General features: G+C 38.9%; 18 protein-coding genes. 4 read left to right on the top strand and 14 right to left on the bottom strand.

Annotated features, from left to right (window positions below; genetic code table 11):
* The first annotated feature begins 36 nt into the window (after nt 1-36).
* Nucleotides 37-963 carry a cysteine synthase A gene (cysK, locus tag EJF26_RS07095; RefSeq protein WP_001029449.1) on the top strand — a complete coding sequence of 309 codons (927 nt, stop codon included), beginning with the start codon at nt 37-39 and terminating at the stop codon, nt 961-963.
* A 114-nt stretch (nt 964-1077) separates the two neighbouring features.
* On the opposite strand, the gene tsf is transcribed toward cysK, so the two are convergent.
* The 12 genes from tsf to yfmF all read right to left on the bottom strand — a co-directional run bounded on the left by tsf (nt 1078) and on the right by yfmF (nt 12252).
* Nucleotides 1078-2118, bottom strand: a complete 1041-nt coding sequence (tsf, locus tag EJF26_RS07100) for a translation elongation factor Ts (RefSeq protein ID WP_000808061.1) — start codon at nt 2116-2118, stop codon at nt 1078-1080.
* 78 nt (nt 2119-2196) lie between these two features.
* Nucleotides 2197-2976 carry a 30S ribosomal protein S2 gene (gene rpsB, locus EJF26_RS07105; RefSeq protein ID WP_000268474.1) on the bottom strand — a complete coding sequence of 260 codons (780 nt, stop codon included), beginning with the start codon at nt 2974-2976 and terminating at the stop codon, nt 2197-2199.
* A 222-nt stretch (nt 2977-3198) separates the two neighbouring features.
* Nucleotides 3199-4404 carry a peptidoglycan hydrolase PcsB gene (gene pcsB, locus EJF26_RS07110; protein WP_000726996.1) on the bottom strand — a complete coding sequence of 402 codons (1206 nt, stop codon included), beginning with the start codon at nt 4402-4404 and terminating at the stop codon, nt 3199-3201.
* A 93-nt stretch (nt 4405-4497) separates the two neighbouring features.
* Nucleotides 4498-4992, bottom strand: coding sequence for a rod shape-determining protein MreD (gene mreD, locus EJF26_RS07115; protein WP_001237919.1), 495 nt, complete (start codon nt 4990-4992; stop codon nt 4498-4500).
* A 2-nt stretch (nt 4993-4994) separates the two neighbouring features.
* Entirely contained in the window at nt 4995-5810 is an 816-nt protein-coding gene (gene mreC, locus EJF26_RS07120; RefSeq protein WP_001078969.1) for a rod shape-determining protein MreC, read from the bottom strand.
* A gap of 59 nt (nt 5811-5869) precedes the next feature.
* Nucleotides 5870-6664, bottom strand: a complete 795-nt coding sequence (locus tag EJF26_RS07125; protein WP_000377877.1) for an energy-coupling factor transporter transmembrane component T family protein — start codon at nt 6662-6664, stop codon at nt 5870-5872.
* Complete coding sequence (locus EJF26_RS07130) at nt 6657-7496, bottom strand: energy-coupling factor transporter ATPase (protein ID WP_000513201.1); 840 nt, start codon at nt 7494-7496, stop codon at nt 6657-6659. Before EJF26_RS07130 ends, EJF26_RS07125 begins: the two co-directional genes overlap by 8 nt.
* Nucleotides 7481-8308: an energy-coupling factor ABC transporter ATP-binding protein gene (locus EJF26_RS07135; protein ID WP_000835741.1), complete on the bottom strand. Its 828-nt coding sequence runs from the start codon at nt 8306-8308 to the stop codon at nt 7481-7483. Before EJF26_RS07135 ends, EJF26_RS07130 begins: the two co-directional genes overlap by 16 nt.
* On the bottom strand, nt 8305-8850 hold the full coding sequence (pgsA, locus tag EJF26_RS07140) for a CDP-diacylglycerol--glycerol-3-phosphate 3-phosphatidyltransferase (RefSeq protein ID WP_000712152.1): 546 nt from the start codon (nt 8848-8850) through the stop codon (nt 8305-8307). The genes EJF26_RS07135 and pgsA overlap by 4 nt, the downstream gene beginning before the upstream one ends.
* Nucleotides 8851-8860: 10 nt before the next feature.
* Nucleotides 8861-9685: a cytoskeleton protein RodZ gene (rodZ, locus tag EJF26_RS07145; RefSeq protein ID WP_001227951.1), complete on the bottom strand. Its 825-nt coding sequence runs from the start codon at nt 9683-9685 to the stop codon at nt 8861-8863.
* Between the two features lie 36 nt (nt 9686-9721).
* Nucleotides 9722-11005 carry an EF-P 5-aminopentanol modification-associated protein YfmH gene (gene yfmH, locus EJF26_RS07150; RefSeq protein ID WP_000189299.1) on the bottom strand — a complete coding sequence of 428 codons (1284 nt, stop codon included), beginning with the start codon at nt 11003-11005 and terminating at the stop codon, nt 9722-9724.
* Nucleotides 11002-12252, bottom strand: a complete 1251-nt coding sequence (gene yfmF / locus EJF26_RS07155; protein ID WP_000424579.1) for an EF-P 5-aminopentanol modification-associated protein YfmF — start codon at nt 12250-12252, stop codon at nt 11002-11004. Before yfmF ends, yfmH begins: the two co-directional genes overlap by 4 nt.
* Nucleotides 12253-12412: 160 nt before the next feature.
* Here yfmF and yaaA point away from each other — a divergent pair, with 160 nt between their 5' ends.
* The gene (gene yaaA / locus EJF26_RS07160) at nt 12413-12781 is read left to right on the top strand and encodes a S4 domain-containing protein YaaA (RefSeq protein ID WP_000455878.1); all 369 of its coding nucleotides are present in this window, start codon (nt 12413-12415) and stop codon (nt 12779-12781) included.
* A gap of 2 nt (nt 12782-12783) precedes the next feature.
* Nucleotides 12784-13875 carry a DNA replication/repair protein RecF gene (gene recF / locus EJF26_RS07165; protein WP_000266682.1) on the top strand — a complete coding sequence of 364 codons (1092 nt, stop codon included), beginning with the start codon at nt 12784-12786 and terminating at the stop codon, nt 13873-13875.
* Between the two features lie 59 nt (nt 13876-13934).
* On the opposite strand, the gene guaB is transcribed toward recF, so the two are convergent.
* Entirely contained in the window at nt 13935-15413 is a 1479-nt protein-coding gene (gene guaB, locus EJF26_RS07170; RefSeq protein ID WP_000073410.1) for an IMP dehydrogenase, read from the bottom strand.
* A gap of 162 nt (nt 15414-15575) precedes the next feature.
* Nucleotides 15576-16601, bottom strand: coding sequence for a tryptophan--tRNA ligase (gene trpS, locus EJF26_RS07175; protein WP_000165455.1), 1026 nt, complete (start codon nt 16599-16601; stop codon nt 15576-15578).
* A 195-nt stretch (nt 16602-16796) separates the two neighbouring features.
* On the opposite strand from trpS, the gene EJF26_RS07180 reads away from it, so the two are divergent.
* Nucleotides 16797-18419, top strand: coding sequence for an ATP-binding cassette domain-containing protein (locus EJF26_RS07180; RefSeq protein ID WP_000958797.1), 1623 nt, complete (start codon nt 16797-16799; stop codon nt 18417-18419).
* Nucleotides 18420-18479: the final 60 nt, after the last annotated feature.

Consider the following 18479-nt stretch of genomic DNA (forward strand, 5'->3'; position numbering starts at 1 on the left):
TTATACTAGTATCATCTTATACAAAGAGGTATATCTATGGCTATTTATAACAATATCACTGAACTAATCGGACAAACACCGATTGTTAAACTTAACAACATTGTTCCAGAGGGTGCTGCAGATGTTTATGTAAAACTTGAAGCTTTTAACCCTGGATCGTCAGTAAAAGACCGTATTGCCCTTAGCATGATTGAAAAAGCGGAACAAGATGGTATTCTAAAACCGGGTGCTACCATTGTTGAAGCAACGAGTGGAAACACTGGTATCGGTCTTTCATGGGTAGGTGCTGCTAAAGGATATAAAGTTGTTATCGTCATGCCTGAAACGATGAGCGTGGAACGACGTAAGATTATCCAAGCCTATGGTGCTGAACTCGTCCTTACTCCTGGTAGTGAAGGAATGAAAGGGGCTATTGCCAAAGCTCAGGAAATCGCCGCTGAACGTGACGGCTTCCTTCCACTCCAATTTAATAATCCAGCTAACCCAGAAGTACACGAAAGAACAACAGGAGCTGAAATACTGGCTGCTTTTGGTTCTGATGGACTAGATGCTTTTGTGGGTGGTGTTGGTACCGGTGGAACGATCTCAGGTGTTTCTCACGCTCTTAAAGCAGCAAATTCAAACATTCAAGTTTATGCAGTTGAAGCAGACGAGTCAGCTATCTTGTCTGGTGAAAAACCAGGACCTCACAAAATTCAAGGTATCTCAGCTGGATTTATTCCTGAAACACTTGATACAAAGGCCTATGATGGTATCGTCCGCGTGACGTCAGATGATGCTCTAGCGCTTGGCCGTGAAATTGGTGGAAAAGAAGGCTTCCTTGTTGGGATTTCTTCAGCTGCAGCGATTTACGGGGCAATTGAGGTTGCCAAGAAATTAGGTACAGGTAAGAAAGTCCTTGCTTTAGCACCAGATAACGGCGAACGTTATCTGTCTACAGCACTCTATGAATTTGAAGTGTAGTCTCCTAAATGCACTTAGCCCTTATTATAGGGCTTTTTCTTTGTTCAATTTAAAGAAAAATCTAAGTTCCCTACAGCAAAAGAAAAAGGAAGCAAATTGCTTCCTCTTTTATCATTAGTTATTCAAGGCTGCTGCCATTGTAGCTGCAACTTCAGCTTCGAAGTCATTTGCAGCTTTCTCGATACCTTCACCAACTTCAAAGCGAGCGAACTCAACTACTGAAGCGTTAACTGAATCAAGGTAAGCTTCAACTGTCTTGCTGTCATCCATGATGTAGACTTGTGCAAGAAGTGTGTAAGCTTGGTCAACTTTAGTGTTGTCAAGCATGAAGCGATCCATTTTACCTGGGATGATTTTGTCCCAGATTTTTTCTGGTTTGCCTTCTGCAGCCAACTCAGCTTTGATGTCAGCTTCAGCTTGAGCAATTACTTCTTCAGTCAATTGTGCTTTTGATCCATACTTCAAGTGTGGAAGAGCTGGTTTACCAACCATTGCACGGCTTTCGTTGTCTTGGTCGATTACGTGGTTCAATTGTGCCAACTCATCTTTAACGAATTGAGCGTCCAATTCTTTGTATGAAAGAACTGTTGGTTTCATCGCTGCGATGTGCATTGACAATTGTTTAGCAAGAGCTTCGTCTCCACCTTCGATAACTGAGATAACACCGATACGACCACCATTGTGTTGGTAAGCTCCAAAGTGTTGTGCATCTGTTTTTTCGATCAAAGCAAAACGACGGAATGAGATTTTTTCTCCGATAGTTGCTGTTGCAGATACATAAGCTGCTTCAAGAGTTTCACCTGAAGGCATTGTCAAAGCAAGTGCTTCTTCGTTGTTAGCTGGTTTTCCTTCAGCAATTACTTTAGCTGTAGCATTTACCAACTCAACGAATTGAGCGTTTTTCGCAACGAAGTCAGTTTCAGCGTTTACTTCAATTACTGCTGCAACGTTACCGTTAACATAAACACCAGTCAAACCTTCTGCAGCAACGCGGTCAGCTTTCTTAGCTGCTTTCGCCATACCTTTTTCACGAAGCAATTCAATCGCTTTTTCGATATCACCGTCTGTTTCTACAAGCGCTTTTTTAGCGTCCATAACACCGGCACCAGATTTTTCACGCAACTCTTTTACAAGTTTAGCTGTAATTTCTGCCATTTTGATTCTCCTATATTTTTTAAAAATAGGAGAGCCGGGCTACGCCCCGCCCTCCTAGGTAATTACTATTTATATGAATTAAGCGTTATCGCCTTCTACAACTTCAACGATTTCTTCGATTGAGTCTGCTTGAGCTTCTGAAGCTGCAAATTCTGCTTCAACTGCTGCTGCATCTTCACCTTGACGTCCTTCGATGATAGCGTCAGCCAATTTAGCTGTGATCAATTTAACCGCGCGGATAGCGTCATCGTTAGCTGGGATGATTACATCAATATCGTCTGGATCAGTGTTTGTGTCAACCATCGCTACAACTGGGATACCCAATTTTTTAGCTTCTTTAACAGCGATTTGCTCTTTATGCGGGTCAACTACGTACATTACATCTGGGATACGAGGCATGTCTTCGATACCACCCAAGAATTTTTCAAGACGTGCACGTTGTTTGTTAAGAAGTGCAACTTCTTTCTTAGGAAGAACGTCGAAGATTCCTTCTTCTTCCATACGTTTGATTTCTTTCAAACGAGCGATACGTTTTTGGATAGTTCCCCAGTTAGTAAGAGTTCCACCCAACCAACGGTGGTTGATGAAGTATTGACCTGAACGTTCTGCTTCTTCCTTAACAGCGTCAGCAGCTTGTTTTTTAGTACCAACAAACAATACAACTGCATCGTTAGCTGCTGCGTCACGCATAAAGTCATATGCTTGGTCAGCGTATTTTACAGTTTGTTGCAAGTCGATAACGTGGATTCCGTTACGCTCAGTGAAGATGTACTTAGCCATCTTAGGGTTCCAGCGACGAGTTTGGTGACCAAAGTGTACACCAGCCTCAAGAAGTTGTTTCATTGAAATTACTGCCATGAGTATTTCTCCTTTTTGTTTTTTCCTCTTCTAGATTTCAACTTGCAAAACGACCCAGGGGCAACAGTTTCACAATTCATCAAGAATGAGTATTATCGTTTACACGACAGGTTTTATTTTATCATATTTCAACAGTATTTTCAAGCTATTTAGTAGAATTTTAGTAGGACTTTCGGATAAAAACATTAAAAGAGACTCGATTGAGTCTCTTCGTTTTATACATTAGTTTGGATAGATGTATGTTACGTACCCTTCAGAAGTTGTAGTTGGGTTGAACCATCCACGTTTGTTTCCGATTGTACGATCTCCACCGTAGTTTGATTCTGATACTTGAATACGAGTTGATGATGAAACTGCTGTAACAACCGCTACGTGTCCATAACCACCATCATTCCAACATGCAATCGCACCAACTTGTGGAGTTGAACCTGTACGGAATCCTGCTGCGGCTGCACTTGTTGCCCACTGAGCTCCGTTGCCCCAGTAATCTCCAGCCCAAGGTGCCAATGTTTTAGCTCCCCAAGTACATTCACCAGTTGGATAACTTGAAGCATTTGAGCTGTAAGTTGGACGTTGTCTAGCAGGCGCTGGCGCAGGTGCCGGAGTGTAGCTTGAATCTTCCTCGTCAGTTGTTGATGTTGCTTGTACTTGAGCTGAGAAGCTTGTATTTCCTGAAGCAACTACTGATTGTTGTTGGCTTGTTTGACGCGCTTTGTAAGCTGCTTCTGCTTCTGCAGCGACACGTGCTTCTGCCTCTGCTGCTGCTTTCTGCTCCAACAAACTAGCTTTTTCACCTTCTGCAGTAGCTTTCTCAGCAGCAAGATTCAACTCTGCCACCTTCAACTCAGCTTGCTTAGTTGTCAATGCCTGCGCATCGTCAGCCAATTTTTGTTGGTTAGCAATAACTGTATTAATTGCTTCATTATTGGCTACTTGTTTATCAGAAATTGCTTTTTTATCAGCCTTTTGTTGCTCCAACATTTTGTTGTTAGCCGATACAATCTCGCTCATTGCAGCAACACGCGAAATGGCTTCTGTGATTGATTTTGAGTTTACAATTGTATTAATGTAGCTAGTCGCAGCTCCATTTGTCTGTGCGCTACGTGCTTGTTTTTCTAAAGAAGCATTACGAGCCACGATATTTTTAGAAAGCTCTGTAATTTCTCCTTCAAGTTTTTTAGATTCAGCTTGTAATTTTTCGTTTTCGGATTGCAAGCTTGCTTGCTCTGCTTGAATTGTTGAAACTTGACCTTGGATTTGATCCACTTGCTTTTGAGCTTCTTGTTGTTGCGCTGTTAAACTGCTAATTTTATTATCTTGAGCAGCAATTTTTTCATCAGTTGTTTCTGCACGAACAGTTGTCAATACTGCTGTTTGTGAGACCAATACTGTACTTAACAAAAGTGACGCTAAGATTTTTTTCTTCATATTCTGTCGATACTCCTTCTATTTGAGACATTACTAGTATACCAAAAAAAGACATAATAAATATTACGCCTTTGTTACATTTATATTTCTTTCTTATAGATAAATTTTTTCAAAAATAAATTGAAAAATGACAATCCATAAGAAGTTCAGAATCATTGATGGGACAAGGCTATAGACGATGAATACCGGCATGGAATCTACAGTCAGTCCTACGGCAAGAGCCAAAAGATAGCTCCCCATATCAAACAGAAAACTGATCACAATAATGGTCAACATCCTTGTCCAACGATTTGTCAAAATCACGCTATTGAACTTGTGGAGCGAAGCACCTATCAAGATAAACAAAAGCGTGGCAATTCCAATCAAGTGGAAAAAATAGATATCGTAAACCAAACCCACTATAAAACAATAGACTAGGTAGAGATATTCTGAAACCTCAATTGTCTCAAATAAGAGAAACAAAAACAGAAAATGACTGGCTAAATGAAAGTGGGGGAAAAAGGATCCCACCAGTTGTCCAATATGAGCATCAATTAGCACAACAAAAGGGAGTAAAAAGAAAATACCAATTTGTTTTAACAATCTCATTGCTAATTCCCCACTAACTCTACCACATGAAGATCTTTGATATCAGCACTTAACTTTACAGTTACCTCTCGTGTTAGATAGTCACTGCTGTGCGTTGTACCAACAATCTCTCCAACAGGAATATCTTTGACATTAAAGTTTCCTAGCCCACCTGTAGTCACCTTGTCTCCAGCACTGATGTCACTATTACTATTTAATTGACTGATTTTAAGCAGTTCAGATTCCTTGTCATAACCAACGATAATTCCGTAAATTTCAGTAGAACCGTGTTGGATTTTAACAGAGATCTTATCCGTGTTTTCAGCGTTGGTTAAAAGATTGACAGTTGTTGAATGATCTTCCACCTTTGAAACACTACCAACCAAGCCCCCGTTTGCAATGGCCAACATATTTTCAGAAGCTCCTTTTAAACTTCCTACATCAATTGTTAACTCTTGCTTCCAAGATACTGGAGCACGCATAATCACATCTGCTGCTAGGGTTTTTGTAGCCTGCAATTTTGACTTCATCTCTAGCAACTGACGTAGTTGTTCATTTTCTGTTTTTAAACGTTCTGATTGATTAGACTCCACCTCTAATTGATAGAGTTGTTTTTTTAGACTCTCGTTTTCATTGTAAGTCTGCGTCAAATGGCCCAAATCCGATTTGAAAGTATCAAACCATTGAAAGGGTTTTTGAACAATTCTATCTACTAAAGAAATCCCATCTCCTAGTTTTGTCACAATAGCACTTGAATAGGTTGTCACTAATAGTACAGAAACTGCCAGAACTGTGACAAAAACGATGATTAGATATTTTGATTTTTTAAAACGGTTCATATTCCTACCTTTTTACTAAAGATCTACTACTGTGATTTTTTATCAATCTTACAAATCCACTAAGATTTTAAGAAAAATAAGAGACATCCCAGCACCAGAATCACAAGAATCGCCAGTGTATCCTTTTGACTCCATCTCAACTGTCTATACTGACTTCTACCCTTTCCTCCCTTATAACCACGCGCTTCCATGGCAATTGCCAATGAATCTGCACGCTTTAAGCTCGTCGCAAAAAGAGGAATTAAAATCGGAATCATAGCCTTTACTTTTTGAACGATGCTACCTTCGCCAAAGTCAACTCCACGGGCTTTTTGAGCATTCATAATTCGCGTTGTGTCATCCATCAAGGTTGGAACAAAACGCAAACTCATTGATAACATGAGACCAATTTCATGAACGGGAACTTTCACGCGTTTCAGCGGTGCTAAAAGAGCTTCAACTGCAGCTGCCAGACTCAAAGGCATGGTCGTTAAGGTTAGCAAGGTTGAAAAGAAAATAATCAACACAAAACGACAGAAAATGATTCCAGCTTGTTGCAACGCATAATCCGTTATTCTTATAAAAGAAAACTCAAATAGGACATTCCCACTTGAAATGAAAAAGAGTTGAAATAGAGTCGTAAAGGCAATCAAGAAGAACATGGACTTTAATCCCTGAACGAAAAATGAGAGAGAAACACCCGACAAAGCGATAAATATACCTGTCGCTACAAAAAGAATGAGATTGGCAAGGGGATTATTGGCCCAAAATACAATCAAAATCAACAGGATCATAGCGAGCAATTTACTACGGGGATCCAAGCGATGAATGATGGAATCTCCTGGTATATAACGCCCTAAAATCATACTATCCATTTAGCGACTCCTTAAACTCCTCTATCTTGATTGGCAGTTTTTTAAAAGCTATACCTCTATCTGCCAAACGTTTGCAAAAGGCTGTGATTTTAGGCACACCTAACTGCACATTTTCCATAAAGGCTACATCTTGGAAAACTTCGCTCGGTTTACCACTTTTGACTAAGCTCCCCTTTTCCATAACGTAGACCTGATCAGCATACTCAGCTACATCATCCATCAAATGCGTTACCAGAACGATTGTCATTCCAGAAAGGTGGAGTTTTTTAAACAAGGACATCAATTCTTTTCTGCCCAAAGGATCTAGTCCAGCTGTCGGCTCATCCAAAACTAAGACAGTTGGCTCCATCGCTAGCATACCTGCTATAGCCACACGTCTCATCTGGCCACCCGAAAGTTCAAAAGGACTGCGCTCAAAAAGTGACTCATCAATGCCTACCAAGGCTAACTTTTCACGCGCAATTTTCTTGGCCTCTTCCTCAGAAACTCCAAAATTTTGCGGTCCAAATGCAACATCTTTCAAAACAGTCTCTTCAAAAATCTGATTTTCAGCAAATTGAAACACTAGACCGACTTGCTTTCGAATCTGGCGAATTTCTTTATTGGTTGATATAGGAGTAATGACAGTATCGAAAATTCGAACAGAACCCTTACTTGGTACCAATAGGCCATTTAAAAGCTGTAAAATCGTTGACTTCCCACTACCTGTGTGCCCTACTAAAGCTGTATAGGAATTATCATCAATCGTCAAAGAAACATCAGTCAAGGCTGATGAAGATAGGGGTGTCCCCTCTTGATAGGTAAAGCTCACATTTTCTAGAGTAATTCCCATAACTTGTCCTCTAGCTCTCCTTCTGTCAAATATCCATCCGGCAACTGATAACCAGTCTCTCTCAAAGATTCTCTCAATTGATTAGTAAAAGGCTCATCTAACCCTATCTGGTCAAGGTCATCCCGAGAAAAAAGTTCTCTTGGACTGCTGGTTGACTCCACTTGGCCTTTTTTCATGACCAAGACACGATCACTCATCGCAACTTCTTCTAAGTCGTGCGTAATGGAGATGACTGTCATCTGGTAGTCTTTTCGAATCTCTTGAACAGTCTGAGTCAGTTCTCTGCGCCCCTCGGGATCCAACATACTTGTAGCCTCGTCCAGAATCAAAATAGCTGGTCTCAAGGCAACAACTCCTGCAATAGCCACACGTTGTTTTTGTCCACCAGATAAGCGAGCTGGTTCTCTCTTGTTAAAGTCCAGCATACCCACTAACTCCAAAGATTCAGCCACTCTCTTCTTCATTTCTTCACGAGGAAGTCCCTGGTTTTCTAGGCCAAAAGCAACATCATCTTCAACAGTTGCCCCCACAAATTGATTATCTGGATTTTGAAAAACCATACCAATTTGTCGACGCAAGTCCCAAACATTCTCAGAAGACAGCAGTTGGTCATCTATCCAGATTTCTCCAGACTCTGCTTCAAGCAAACCATCAATCAAACGAATAGTTGTTGACTTTCCACTCCCATTATGACCTACAATTGAGAGCCACTCCCCACGTTTCACGTGAAACGAGACATTATTAACATCATAATGATCTTGATCTTCCTTATAACGAAAAGACAGATTTTTTACTTCAATAATCGATTTCATTTCGAACCAAATGTTCCTTTGAATACATGAGCGCTACCCTTAAAATAATCATAACCAGAGTAGATAGTGAAAAACAAAGCTGTATAAAGCAGCAGTTGCCCAATTAAATTCCAATGTAAGAGCAAAAAGATAATCGCAAACATTTGACTGAAGGTCTTGATTTTCCCAGGCATTGCTGCCGCCAGAACCGTTCCACCCGTCTCAACGAGCAACAGACGTAGGCCTGTCACAGCGAGTTCACGACAGATGATAATAGCAACAACCCAAGCTGGAGCCATACCTAACTCAATCAACATGATGAAAGCTGACATAACCAGCAACTTATCCGCCATTGGATCTGCAAACTTTCCAAAGTTGCTAACCACATTCCATTTACGAGCAAGGTAGCCATCAAGATAATCTGTTACACTAGCAACTGCAAAGATAATCGCTGCCAGCAGGTGACTGCCTTGTGAATGGCCCAAAGTCAAAATAAGAATAAAGAGAGGTATAAAGAGAATTCTACCAATTGTTAATACATTAGGGATTTGTTCTTTTTTCATTGGTTTTTCCTTAATCTGTAGTGAATGTAAGTGTCACAGTTCCAGTCTGAGTTGTCAGCTTCGAGGTATCGATTGTTTGATTATCCACAGTTAAAGTAACTCCCTTCACTACACCCAAAGTAATCGTCACAGGTTCTTTCGTCGAAACTGTTGTTTTTGCGTTTTTATTGTCTGACGACAGGGTCACACCACCTTCAAGTTCACTTCCTGAGACACTAACCCAGCTAGTTGCATCCGAAACTGCCAGTTGAACAGTAGCTGTATCCTTATTCGTTTTATAACGAGCTTCAATGCGGTTTCCTTCACCCGAAACTGTAATAGTTGATGCTGAAGAAGAAGATGAGCTAGACGTCTGACTGCTAGAAGATGAACTAGAAGAGGTTGTGGAACTAGTTGAGCTAACAACACTATAATTAGGCGAAGAAGGACGCGTTGGTTGAGTCTGGATATAATTCCAAACATAATAAGTCACAAAAATTAAAATCGACAAAGCAAATAGAACGAAATAAAACAAGGGGAGATAAGACGTTTTTTTCTTATTTGATCGTCTGCGACCAGACAAGTCTTCTTCATCAACATCTACCTCTTCGTAGGTAATCATGCTTCCCGAATCATAGGCATCCAAAATGATTCGCTCGTCCAATTCAACCGCCCAGGCATATTTTCTTAAAAAAGAACGAGCATAAAATGAACTAGGAAGTTGATCAAAATCATCAGCCTCCATAGCTTCTAATAAATTCATCTGAATATCCGTTTTTGCCTGCAGTTCTTCTATACTCAATCCCTGATTAATTCTGGCTAGACGCAGAACCTCACCAATTGTTTTTTTTCTCATACTTAGCATTCCTTCTTTCTAGGGTTACTTAATCTTTTAAGCTGGAAAGATTGTAAAATCAACTAGATTACCACCATCTATCAAACGATGACCTGCTTCAAGAACATCGTCTAAAGTAATTTCTTGTAAAATTTTTGGTAAATCAAAAATAGTTTCTCCTCTGTCGACTGGTTCATACTGTGTCGCAATAAACTCCAAGGAGTTCATACTACTAAAAAATTCCCCAAACATCTCACTCTTAACAAGATCGAGATGTTCCTCTGTAAGATCTGAATCTTTCGTAAAGTTGAGAATAGCCTTTCGAAATTGATGAGACAACGAAACAGGTTCTTTCGTTTCCATCGTCAACATCACAAAATGAAAGCGACTGTTGACTTCAACCTCAAGTGACAATGACGCATCTAACTTCCCATTCTCATATAACTTTTGAAATCGCTCAGAAGTCCAACCAAACATCATCGTAAACAATAATTTTAGCAAAATATTATAACGGTAGCAATCTTCTGCTGCCACCTCACCTGCTCCCCTAATTCCAACAGCAATTTTTGGTGAAGAGACTTCCATCCGAAGGTTATCTGTTTCTTTGACAGCTTGTAAAGTAAGCTTCTCCTTCCTTACTACCATTTCTTCCAAGTTTCTAAGTTTCTTTTGCGAAAAATAGTTCTCAACTGTATCTACATCAAAATTCCCAACTAAAAACAAAGACATATTTACAGGTTTGTAAAAGGCTGTAAAGTTATTTTTTAAGTCATTTAGCTGGATATTGTTAATTGACTTTTCACTTCCAACAATATCTGCTGCCAGAGGAGTATTGGGATAAAGATTTGCTAATGTTGCAAAAAACAGACGCGAATCTGGATCATCTTGGTACATCTCACGTTCCTGTTGGATAATTTCCCTCTCTCTCTCAACTGACTCTTCTGTAAAATGAGCAACTGTTACCAACTCCTCAAGCAAATCCAAATTTTCTGATAAATGATCTATTGTTGAAAACAAATAGCTCGTCTTTGTAAAACTTGTAAAAGCATTGCTATCAGCTCCCAAGCGTGTAAAAGACTCCATAATATCTTCAGCATTTTCTCTCTCAAATAGTTTATGTTCAAGAAAATGTGCAATTCCAGCTGGATAACACTGTAAACCTTTTTTAGATAGTGTAAAGCTTGTGTCTACTGATCCAAATCGAACTGTTACAACTCCGTAAACTTCATTAAATTGTTTCTTAGGAAGGAGAGACACTGTCAATCCATTTGATAGACGAGTCTGATAAACCGTCTCCTTTACAGCAGGATAGTATTTTTCTTCAAAGGTAACTGGTGTCATTCTATTCCTTCCATAAAGTATATCGCTTGTAACCGAACACTATTTGCTGCTTTGCAGATAGCTTCTTTATCAACTTGATTTAATTTTTCAATCCAATTGTCAAAATCTGATGTAGATTTCCCTAACAAACTATTCAAGTAAACTCGCTCGATTAGTGAGCTCTGACTATCTTGCGCAAGCAATAAGGTTCTGCGAATCATCTCCTTAGTCTGTTCAATCTCCAAATCTGTAAAATTACCTTTCTTTAGTTCAAGTAATTGATGATTCATCAACTTCCTAGCTTGATTGCGCTTTTCCCGATCAATGCCAGCATACATCCTCAATTGACCACTAAATAAATCCAATTGACTGGAGATAGTGTAAGCTAGACCAGCATTTTCCCGAACATTTGTAAAAAGCTTAGAGTGAGCAAAACCACCTAATAGACCATTCATTACTACCATGGCCAAATGATGCTTGTCTCCATAGCTCGTAGAACAATGGTAAGCCAATTCCAAAACAGATTGGCCCACATTCTTACGAACCATTCCTTCCCGAAGGACATTTGAATATGGTTGTTGGTACTGAGGCTTGACATCGATTTGACGCCCAGTAAAGGAGAATGACCTCAACCACTCCTTCACTTCTACTTCATTAAAATCACCCAAGAAAAAGAAATCAATTCGATCATTTTTCAGAGCATCTTGAAAGCAAGTGTAGCTACTTTCCGGAGACTCATTTGAAATGCGATTTCGTAAATCACTGTATCTCAATTGAAGACGCTCATCACGGAAGAACAAGCTATCCAACTCCTTATGAGCAAAATAAAATGAATCATCCATATCAGTAGCCAAACTGGCCAATAACTGTTTTCTTTCAATTTCAAATAAGGTTGGTTCAAAGGCTCCATCTACAACTAAGGGAGCAAATAAAGTCTGTTTCACCAATTCCAAAATTCGAGAAGTCAAGAAATTTTTTTTACTCAAAAACTCATCCCGCACGTAGGTAAATGTTAAGTCAAGAATATGTGCCTGTCCCCTACGATAAGCACTCGTAGAAATATCTGTTCCATACAAACTTGCCAAATATCTGCGAAATGCTTGTGATGTTGGGTAAACTTGATTTGCCGTCTCCAACATACTCGCACTTAACATGCGGCCTGCTATTGTCTCAAGAGATAAGGGAGCAGTAAAACGAACAGTGATTTTATTTGTTTTAAACTTTTTGGATTGAACAAAATGTGCTGAAATTCCAGGCACTAACTCCATATCTTACCTCCTTACATATAGAGTTCTATTATACCACGAAAATCAAAATTTTTCTTGTTCTCTTTATAGCTTTAAAGAGTAAAATCGTTTTCATTTTGACTGACTTTCCTTCAGTTATTTCAGGGAAAATATGGTATAATACCTTAGATTGAGGTGAATTATGGAATACAAATTATTTGAAGAATTTATTACGCTCCAAGCTCTCCTAAAAGAGCTTGGAATTATACAAAGCGGCGGTGCTATCAAATCCTTTCTAATAGAGCATCAAGTTTACTTTAATGGTGAATTAGAAAGTAGACGTGGGAAAAAAATCCGTATTGGAGATACGATTGACATCCCTGATTTAAAAATTGACATCACCTTGACACAACCAAGTTTAAAAGAGCAAGAAGAATACCAAGCAGATAAGATTGAAAAAGAGCGGATTGCTAAACTTGTCAAAGAGATGAACAAGGGTGTAAAGAAAGAAAAACAAAAAACTACTTCATCACCTAAAGCCAAACAAGCTCCACGTTTTCCAGGAAGATAACTATGTGGCTTCAACATTTAACAATTAAGACCTTTCGAAATTACAAAGAGGCAAAAATTGATTTTAATCCAAAATTAAACATCTTTTTAGGTCAAAATGCACAAGGAAAGACTAATATTCTCGAAGCAATCTATTTCTTAGCCTTGACACGTAGTCATCGTACTCGGACAGATAAAAATCTCATTCATTTTGATGAAGAACAACTCCATCTTTCTGGATTACTACAGAAAAAAACAGGCTCTATCCCTCTAGAAATTGATTTAATACCAAAAGGGCGTGTGACTAAAGTCAATCACTTAAAACAAGCTCGCCTCTCAGACTATATCGGACATATGAATGTGGTTCTCTTCGCACCTGAAGATCTCCAGTTAATTAAAGGAGCGCCCTCCGTTCGTCGAAAGTTTATAGATATAGAACTGGGACAAATTAAACCAATCTACTTGTCAGACCTGTCAAACTATAACCATATACTCAAGCAAAGAAATACTTACCTAAAATCCAGTCAAAAGATTGACGAAACATTTTTGTCGGTCTTAGATGATCAGTTAGTAGAGTATGGTTGCCGCGTCATAAAGCATCGGATAAAATTCATTAAAGACTTAGAGAAATTTGGTCAAAAAAAACACTTAGAAATTTCAAATCAATCAGAAGAGTTGTCAATATCTTATCAATCAACTGTCAACTTCACTAATGAAGAAGTCTTAATGGATTCTTTTAAAATGGCTTTAGAGAAGAGTAGATCAAGAGATTTATTTAAAAAGAATACTGGTGTCGGCCCTCATCGAGATGACATTACTTTCTATATCAATGGTATGGACGCTAGTTTTGGAAGCCAAGGTCAACATCGTAGTCTTGTACTTTCTATCAAACTAGCAGAGATTGAGCTAATGGAAAGTATTACCAACGAGTCTCCGATACTACTGCTTGATGATGTTATGAGCGAACTTGACAATACACGGCAACTAAAATTACTAGAAACCATTTCTCAATCTATCCAAACCTTTATTACAACAACAAGTTTAGACCACTTGCAAAACTTACCAGAAAATCTTAGTATTTTCAATATCCAAAACGGTAAAATATCTGTAAATTAAAATTGACACCTTTGTAAACAAAAAAGAACTCCTGAATTTCAGGAGTTCTTTTTTATTTCTTACATGGAGTAGTTTGGTGCCTCATTAGTAATTTGAACATCATGTGGATGACTTTCTTTGAGACCAGCACCTGACATTTCGATAAATTGAGCATTGTCATGCAATTCTTTAAGGTTAGCTGCACCACAGTAACCCATACCAGAGCGAATACCACCAATCATTTGGAAGACAATATCAGCTGCTGCGCCTTTATAGGCAACACGACCTTCAATTCCTTCTGGAACGAGTTTGTTTGCTTCATTGACCGCACCTTGGAAGTAACGGTCACTTGAACCTTTCTTCATTGCAGCGATTGATCCCATACCACGGTAAGTCTTAAACTTACGTCCTTGGAATATTTCCGTTTCTCCTGGCGCTTCATCTGTTCCAGCAAACATTGATCCAAGCATAACTGCATTTCCACCTGCAGCAAGGGCCTTTACAATATCTCCAGAGTACTTGATTCCTCCATCAGCAATGATTGTTTTACCATATTCACGCGCAACTGCTGCCGCATCATAAATTGCTGTCACTTGTGGGACACCTACACCTGCAATCACACGAGTAGTACAGATAGAACCTGGTCCAATCCCGACTTTGACAACATCCACACCCGCATCATAAAGAGCACGCGCACCTTCTGCAGTTGCAATATTACCAGCAATCAAAGTACGATCTGGGAAGTGAGCACGAATTTCAGCAATTTTACGTAGAACCCCAGCAGAGTGACCATGTGCAGTATCAATAACAATTGCGTCAGCCCCTGCTTCAAAGAGAGCCTCTGCACGTTCAAATGTATCTGAAGTGACACCCACCGCTCCAGCAACTAGAAGACGACCAAATTCATCTTTAGCAGCATTTGGAAATTCAATCACTTTTTCAATATCCTTAATAGTAATCAAGCCAGAAAGGCGACCTTCTTCGTCAACCAAAGGAAGTTTTTCAATACGGTGTTCTTGAAGAATATTTTCAGCTGTTGCAAGATCTGTACCCACAGGAGCAGTGACAAGATTTTCACTGGTCATATGATTTGAGATTGGTTGATTGTAATCTGAAATAAAGCGAAGATCTCGATTTGTTAGAATACCAACCAATTTTCGATTTTCAAGTGTCTCCACAACTGGAACACCACTGATACGGTAACGTCCCATCAGTTCGTCTGCTTCAGCAATAGTGTGTTCTGGAGTCAAGAAGAAGGGATCAATAATAACACCATTTTCAGAACGTTTTACCTTGCGAACTTCATCTGCCTGTTGTGCAATAGACATATTTTTATGGATTACTCCAAGACCACCTGCACGAGCAATGGCAATGGCCATTTGACTTTCTGTGACCGTGTCCATGGCGGCTGTAATAATTGGGATATTTAAAGTCAGATTATCTGCCAATTTTGTTGTTAAATCTGCATCATTAGGCAACACATGACTTTCTGCTGGAATGAGCAATACATCATCAAAGGTAAAACCTTTTTTTAAAAATTTAGTATCCCAATTAGACATTGAAGTTTCCTCTTTTCTTTCTTTTTGAGCTTGACTCTTTTTGTATTGTATCTATCATACCATTCTATGAAAATTTGTCAATTATATTTATAACAGAAAACATAAAAAAACTATCCCTGTGATTCTATGGAAGAGATAGTTTTACGATTCATATTTTATCTATTATTTAAAATAATTTAGTCCCATTGCTCCCTTAACTTCAGATAAAGTTTGCCCCGCAACCTCACGCGCTTTTTCACTACCTTTTTGAAGCATATTGTACACTTCTCCCATATCCTTAGCAAATTCGATACGGCGCTCACGAATAGGACCAAGTTCCCGTTCTAATATTTCAAGTAGATAACGTTTCGTCTTCACATCACCAAGACCACCACGTTGATAATGTTCTTTCATATCCGCAATTTCTTGAGCATCTTCTGGACGACCAAACACATCTAGATAATGGAAAACCATATTTCCTTCAATCTTGCCCGGATCCTCCACTCGAATATGGTCCGGATCAGTATACATGCTCATGACTTTTTTACGCAAAGTATCCGCATCATCTGCTAGATAAATACCATTATTAAGAGATTTAGACATTTTAGCATTTCCATCTAGACCCGGCAAACGTCCTGCTCTCTCATTTTCTGGATATATCCCTTCTGGTTCCACCAATACATCACAATTATAAGCATTATTAAAGGAACGAACAATTTCACGAGTTTGTTCAATCATTGGTTTTTGGTCTGTTCCTACAGGAACATAATTAGCCTTAAAGGCTGTGATATCAGCTGCTTGCGCAATTGGATAAACCAAAAAACCTGTCGGAATACTTTCTCCAAATCCTTTTTGAGCAATCTCTGTTTTTACTGTCGGATTCCGTTCCAAACGAGCTAGTGATACCAAGTTCATATAGTACATAGACAGCTCAGCCAACTCTGGAATTTGACTTTGAATAAAGATAGTCGATTTACTAGGATCCAATCCAACTGCTAGGTAATCCAAGGCAACATTCCCAATCGATTCTACAATCGTTTGAGGGTCTTTGGCGTGATCTGTCAATGCTTGTTGGTCCGCCAAAAAAACAAACATGTCATACTTGTCTTCTTCCTGCAGTAATACTCTATTTTTTAGACTACCAACATAATGTCCAATATGCAGTTTACCTGTTGGACGGTCTCCTGTTAAAATAATGGGTTTCGTCATTTTTTTCTCCTTCGAAATGGTCTCTTCAATTATAGCATTTTTTTGTTAAAATAACAGAAAATTATTTAAATCAAAGTTCTCCTTCGTTGTAAACACAATTGTAAACTTAGTTGACATAAAATTGACGAATAAAAATTTGAATATTTCTCTCTTTTCTAGTAGAATAAATGTATTACATATCATAGGAGAAAAACATTGCTTACAGTATCTGATGTTTCACTACGTTTTAGTGATCGCAAACTTTTTGATGATGTCAATATCAAATTTACAGAAGGAAATACATACGGATTAATTGGTGCTAATGGTGCTGGGAAGTCTACATTCTTAAAAATTTTAGCTGGTGATATCGAACCTACAACTGGTCACATCTCTCTTGGTCCGGATGAACGTCTCTCTGTTCTTCGTCAAAATCACTTTGACTATGAAGATGAGCGCGTCATTGATGTCGTTATCATGGGAAATGAAAAACTTTATAGCATTATGAAAGAGAAAGATGCTATTTACATGAAGGAAGATTTTTCCGATGAAGATGGTGTTCGTGCAGCTGAACTCGAAGGTGAGTTTGCTGAACTTGGAGGTTGGGAAGCAGAGAGTGAAGCATCTCAACTACTTCAAAACCTAAATATTCCAGAAGAATTGCACTACCAAAACATGAGCGAATTGGCCAATGGTGAAAAAGTAAAAGTTCTCCTTGCCAAAGCACTTTTTGGCAAACCAGATGTTCTTCTTTTGGACGAGCCAACCAACGGTTTGGATATCCAATCAATTACATGGCTAGAAGACTTTTTGATTGACTTTGATAACACTGTCATCGTGGTATCCCATGACCGCCACTTCTTAAACAAAGTATGTACTCACATGGCCGACCTTGACTTTGGAAAAATCAAACTCTATGTCGGAAACTACGACTTCTGGAAGGAATCTTCTGAGCTTGCTGCCAAATTGTTAGCAGACCGTAATGCTAAAGCAGAAGAAAAAATTAAACAATTGCAAGAATTCGTTGCTCGTTTCTCTGCTAATGCTTCTAAATCAAGACAAGCTACATCACGTAAGAAAATGCTTGACAAGATTGAACTAGAAGAAATTGTGCCATCTAGTCGTAAATATCCATTTATCAACTTTAAAGCAGAGCGTGAGATTGGTAATGATCTCTTGACAGTAGAAAATCTAACTGTAAAGATTGATGGTGAGACTATTTTAGATAATATCAGCTTTATCTTGCGTCCAGGTGATAAGACAGCTCTTATTGGACAAAATGATATCCAAACGACTGCATTAATTCGTGCAATCATGGGTGACATTGACTATGAAGGAACTGTCAAGTGGGGAGTTACTACTAGCCGTTCTTACTTGCCAAAAGACAACTCAGCTGATTTTGCAGGGGGAGAGTCAATCCTTGACTGGTTGCGTCAATTTGCAAGTAAAGAAGAAGATGACAATACTTTCCTACGTGGTTTCCTTGGTCGTATGCTCTTTTCTGGTGATGAGGTTAACAAAACTGTAAACGTCTTGTCAGGGGGAGAAAAAGTACGTGTCATGCTCTCAAAACTCATGCTCTTGAAATCAAATGTCCTTGTACTTGATGATCCAACAAATCATTTAGACTTGGAATCTATCTCAAGCTTAAATGATGGATTGAAAAACTTTAAAGAATCCATCATCTTTGCCAGTCATGACCACGAGTTCATTCAAACTTTGGCAAATCATATCATTGTTTTGTCTAAGAATGGCGTCATTGATCGTATCGATGAAACCTATAATGAATTCCTAGAAAATGCAGAAGTACAAGCAAAAGTTAAAGAACTTTGGAAAGATTAAATAAGACTTCAAAACTCAGTTGGGTTAACCAACTGAGTTTTCTATCATTCCGCGAGGTAA

It is taken from the genome of Streptococcus oralis subsp. dentisani (genome assembly GCF_007475365.1).
Taxonomy (GTDB): domain Bacteria; phylum Bacillota; class Bacilli; order Lactobacillales; family Streptococcaceae; genus Streptococcus; species Streptococcus mitis_AX.

Bases quoted from the DNA above. Each gene is read 5' to 3' on its own strand.
- cysK (WP_001029449.1), top strand. From the start codon at position 37: ATGGCTATTTATAACAATATCACTGAACTAATCGGACAAACACCGATT.
- tsf (WP_000808061.1), bottom strand. From the start codon at position 2,118: ATGGCAGAAATTACAGCTAAACTTGTAAAAGAGTTGCGTGAAAAATCT.
- rpsB (WP_000268474.1), bottom strand. From the start codon at position 2,976: ATGGCAGTAATTTCAATGAAACAACTTCTTGAGGCTGGTGTACACTTT.
- pcsB (WP_000726996.1), bottom strand. From the start codon at position 4,404: ATGAAGAAAAAAATCTTAGCGTCACTTTTGTTAAGTACAGTATTGGTC.
- mreD (WP_001237919.1), bottom strand. From the start codon at position 4,992: ATGAGATTGTTAAAACAAATTGGTATTTTCTTTTTACTCCCTTTTGTT.
- mreC (WP_001078969.1), bottom strand. From the start codon at position 5,810: ATGAACCGTTTTAAAAAATCAAAATATCTAATCATCGTTTTTGTCACA.
- EJF26_RS07125 (WP_000377877.1), bottom strand. From the start codon at position 6,664: ATGGATAGTATGATTTTAGGGCGTTATATACCAGGAGATTCCATCATT.
- EJF26_RS07130 (WP_000513201.1), bottom strand. From the start codon at position 7,496: ATGGGAATTACTCTAGAAAATGTGAGCTTTACCTATCAAGAGGGGACA.
- EJF26_RS07135 (WP_000835741.1), bottom strand. From the start codon at position 8,308: ATGAAATCGATTATTGAAGTAAAAAATCTGTCTTTTCGTTATAAGGAA.
- pgsA (WP_000712152.1), bottom strand. From the start codon at position 8,850: ATGAAAAAAGAACAAATCCCTAATGTATTAACAATTGGTAGAATTCTC.
- rodZ (WP_001227951.1), bottom strand. From the start codon at position 9,685: ATGAGAAAAAAAACAATTGGTGAGGTTCTGCGTCTAGCCAGAATTAAT.
- yfmH (WP_000189299.1), bottom strand. From the start codon at position 11,005: ATGACACCAGTTACCTTTGAAGAAAAATACTATCCTGCTGTAAAGGAG.
- yfmF (WP_000424579.1), bottom strand. From the start codon at position 12,252: ATGGAGTTAGTGCCTGGAATTTCAGCACATTTTGTTCAATCCAAAAAG.
- yaaA (WP_000455878.1), top strand. From the start codon at position 12,413: ATGGAATACAAATTATTTGAAGAATTTATTACGCTCCAAGCTCTCCTA.
- recF (WP_000266682.1), top strand. From the start codon at position 12,784: ATGTGGCTTCAACATTTAACAATTAAGACCTTTCGAAATTACAAAGAG.
- guaB (WP_000073410.1), bottom strand. From the start codon at position 15,413: ATGTCTAATTGGGATACTAAATTTTTAAAAAAAGGTTTTACCTTTGAT.
- trpS (WP_000165455.1), bottom strand. From the start codon at position 16,601: ATGACGAAACCCATTATTTTAACAGGAGACCGTCCAACAGGTAAACTG.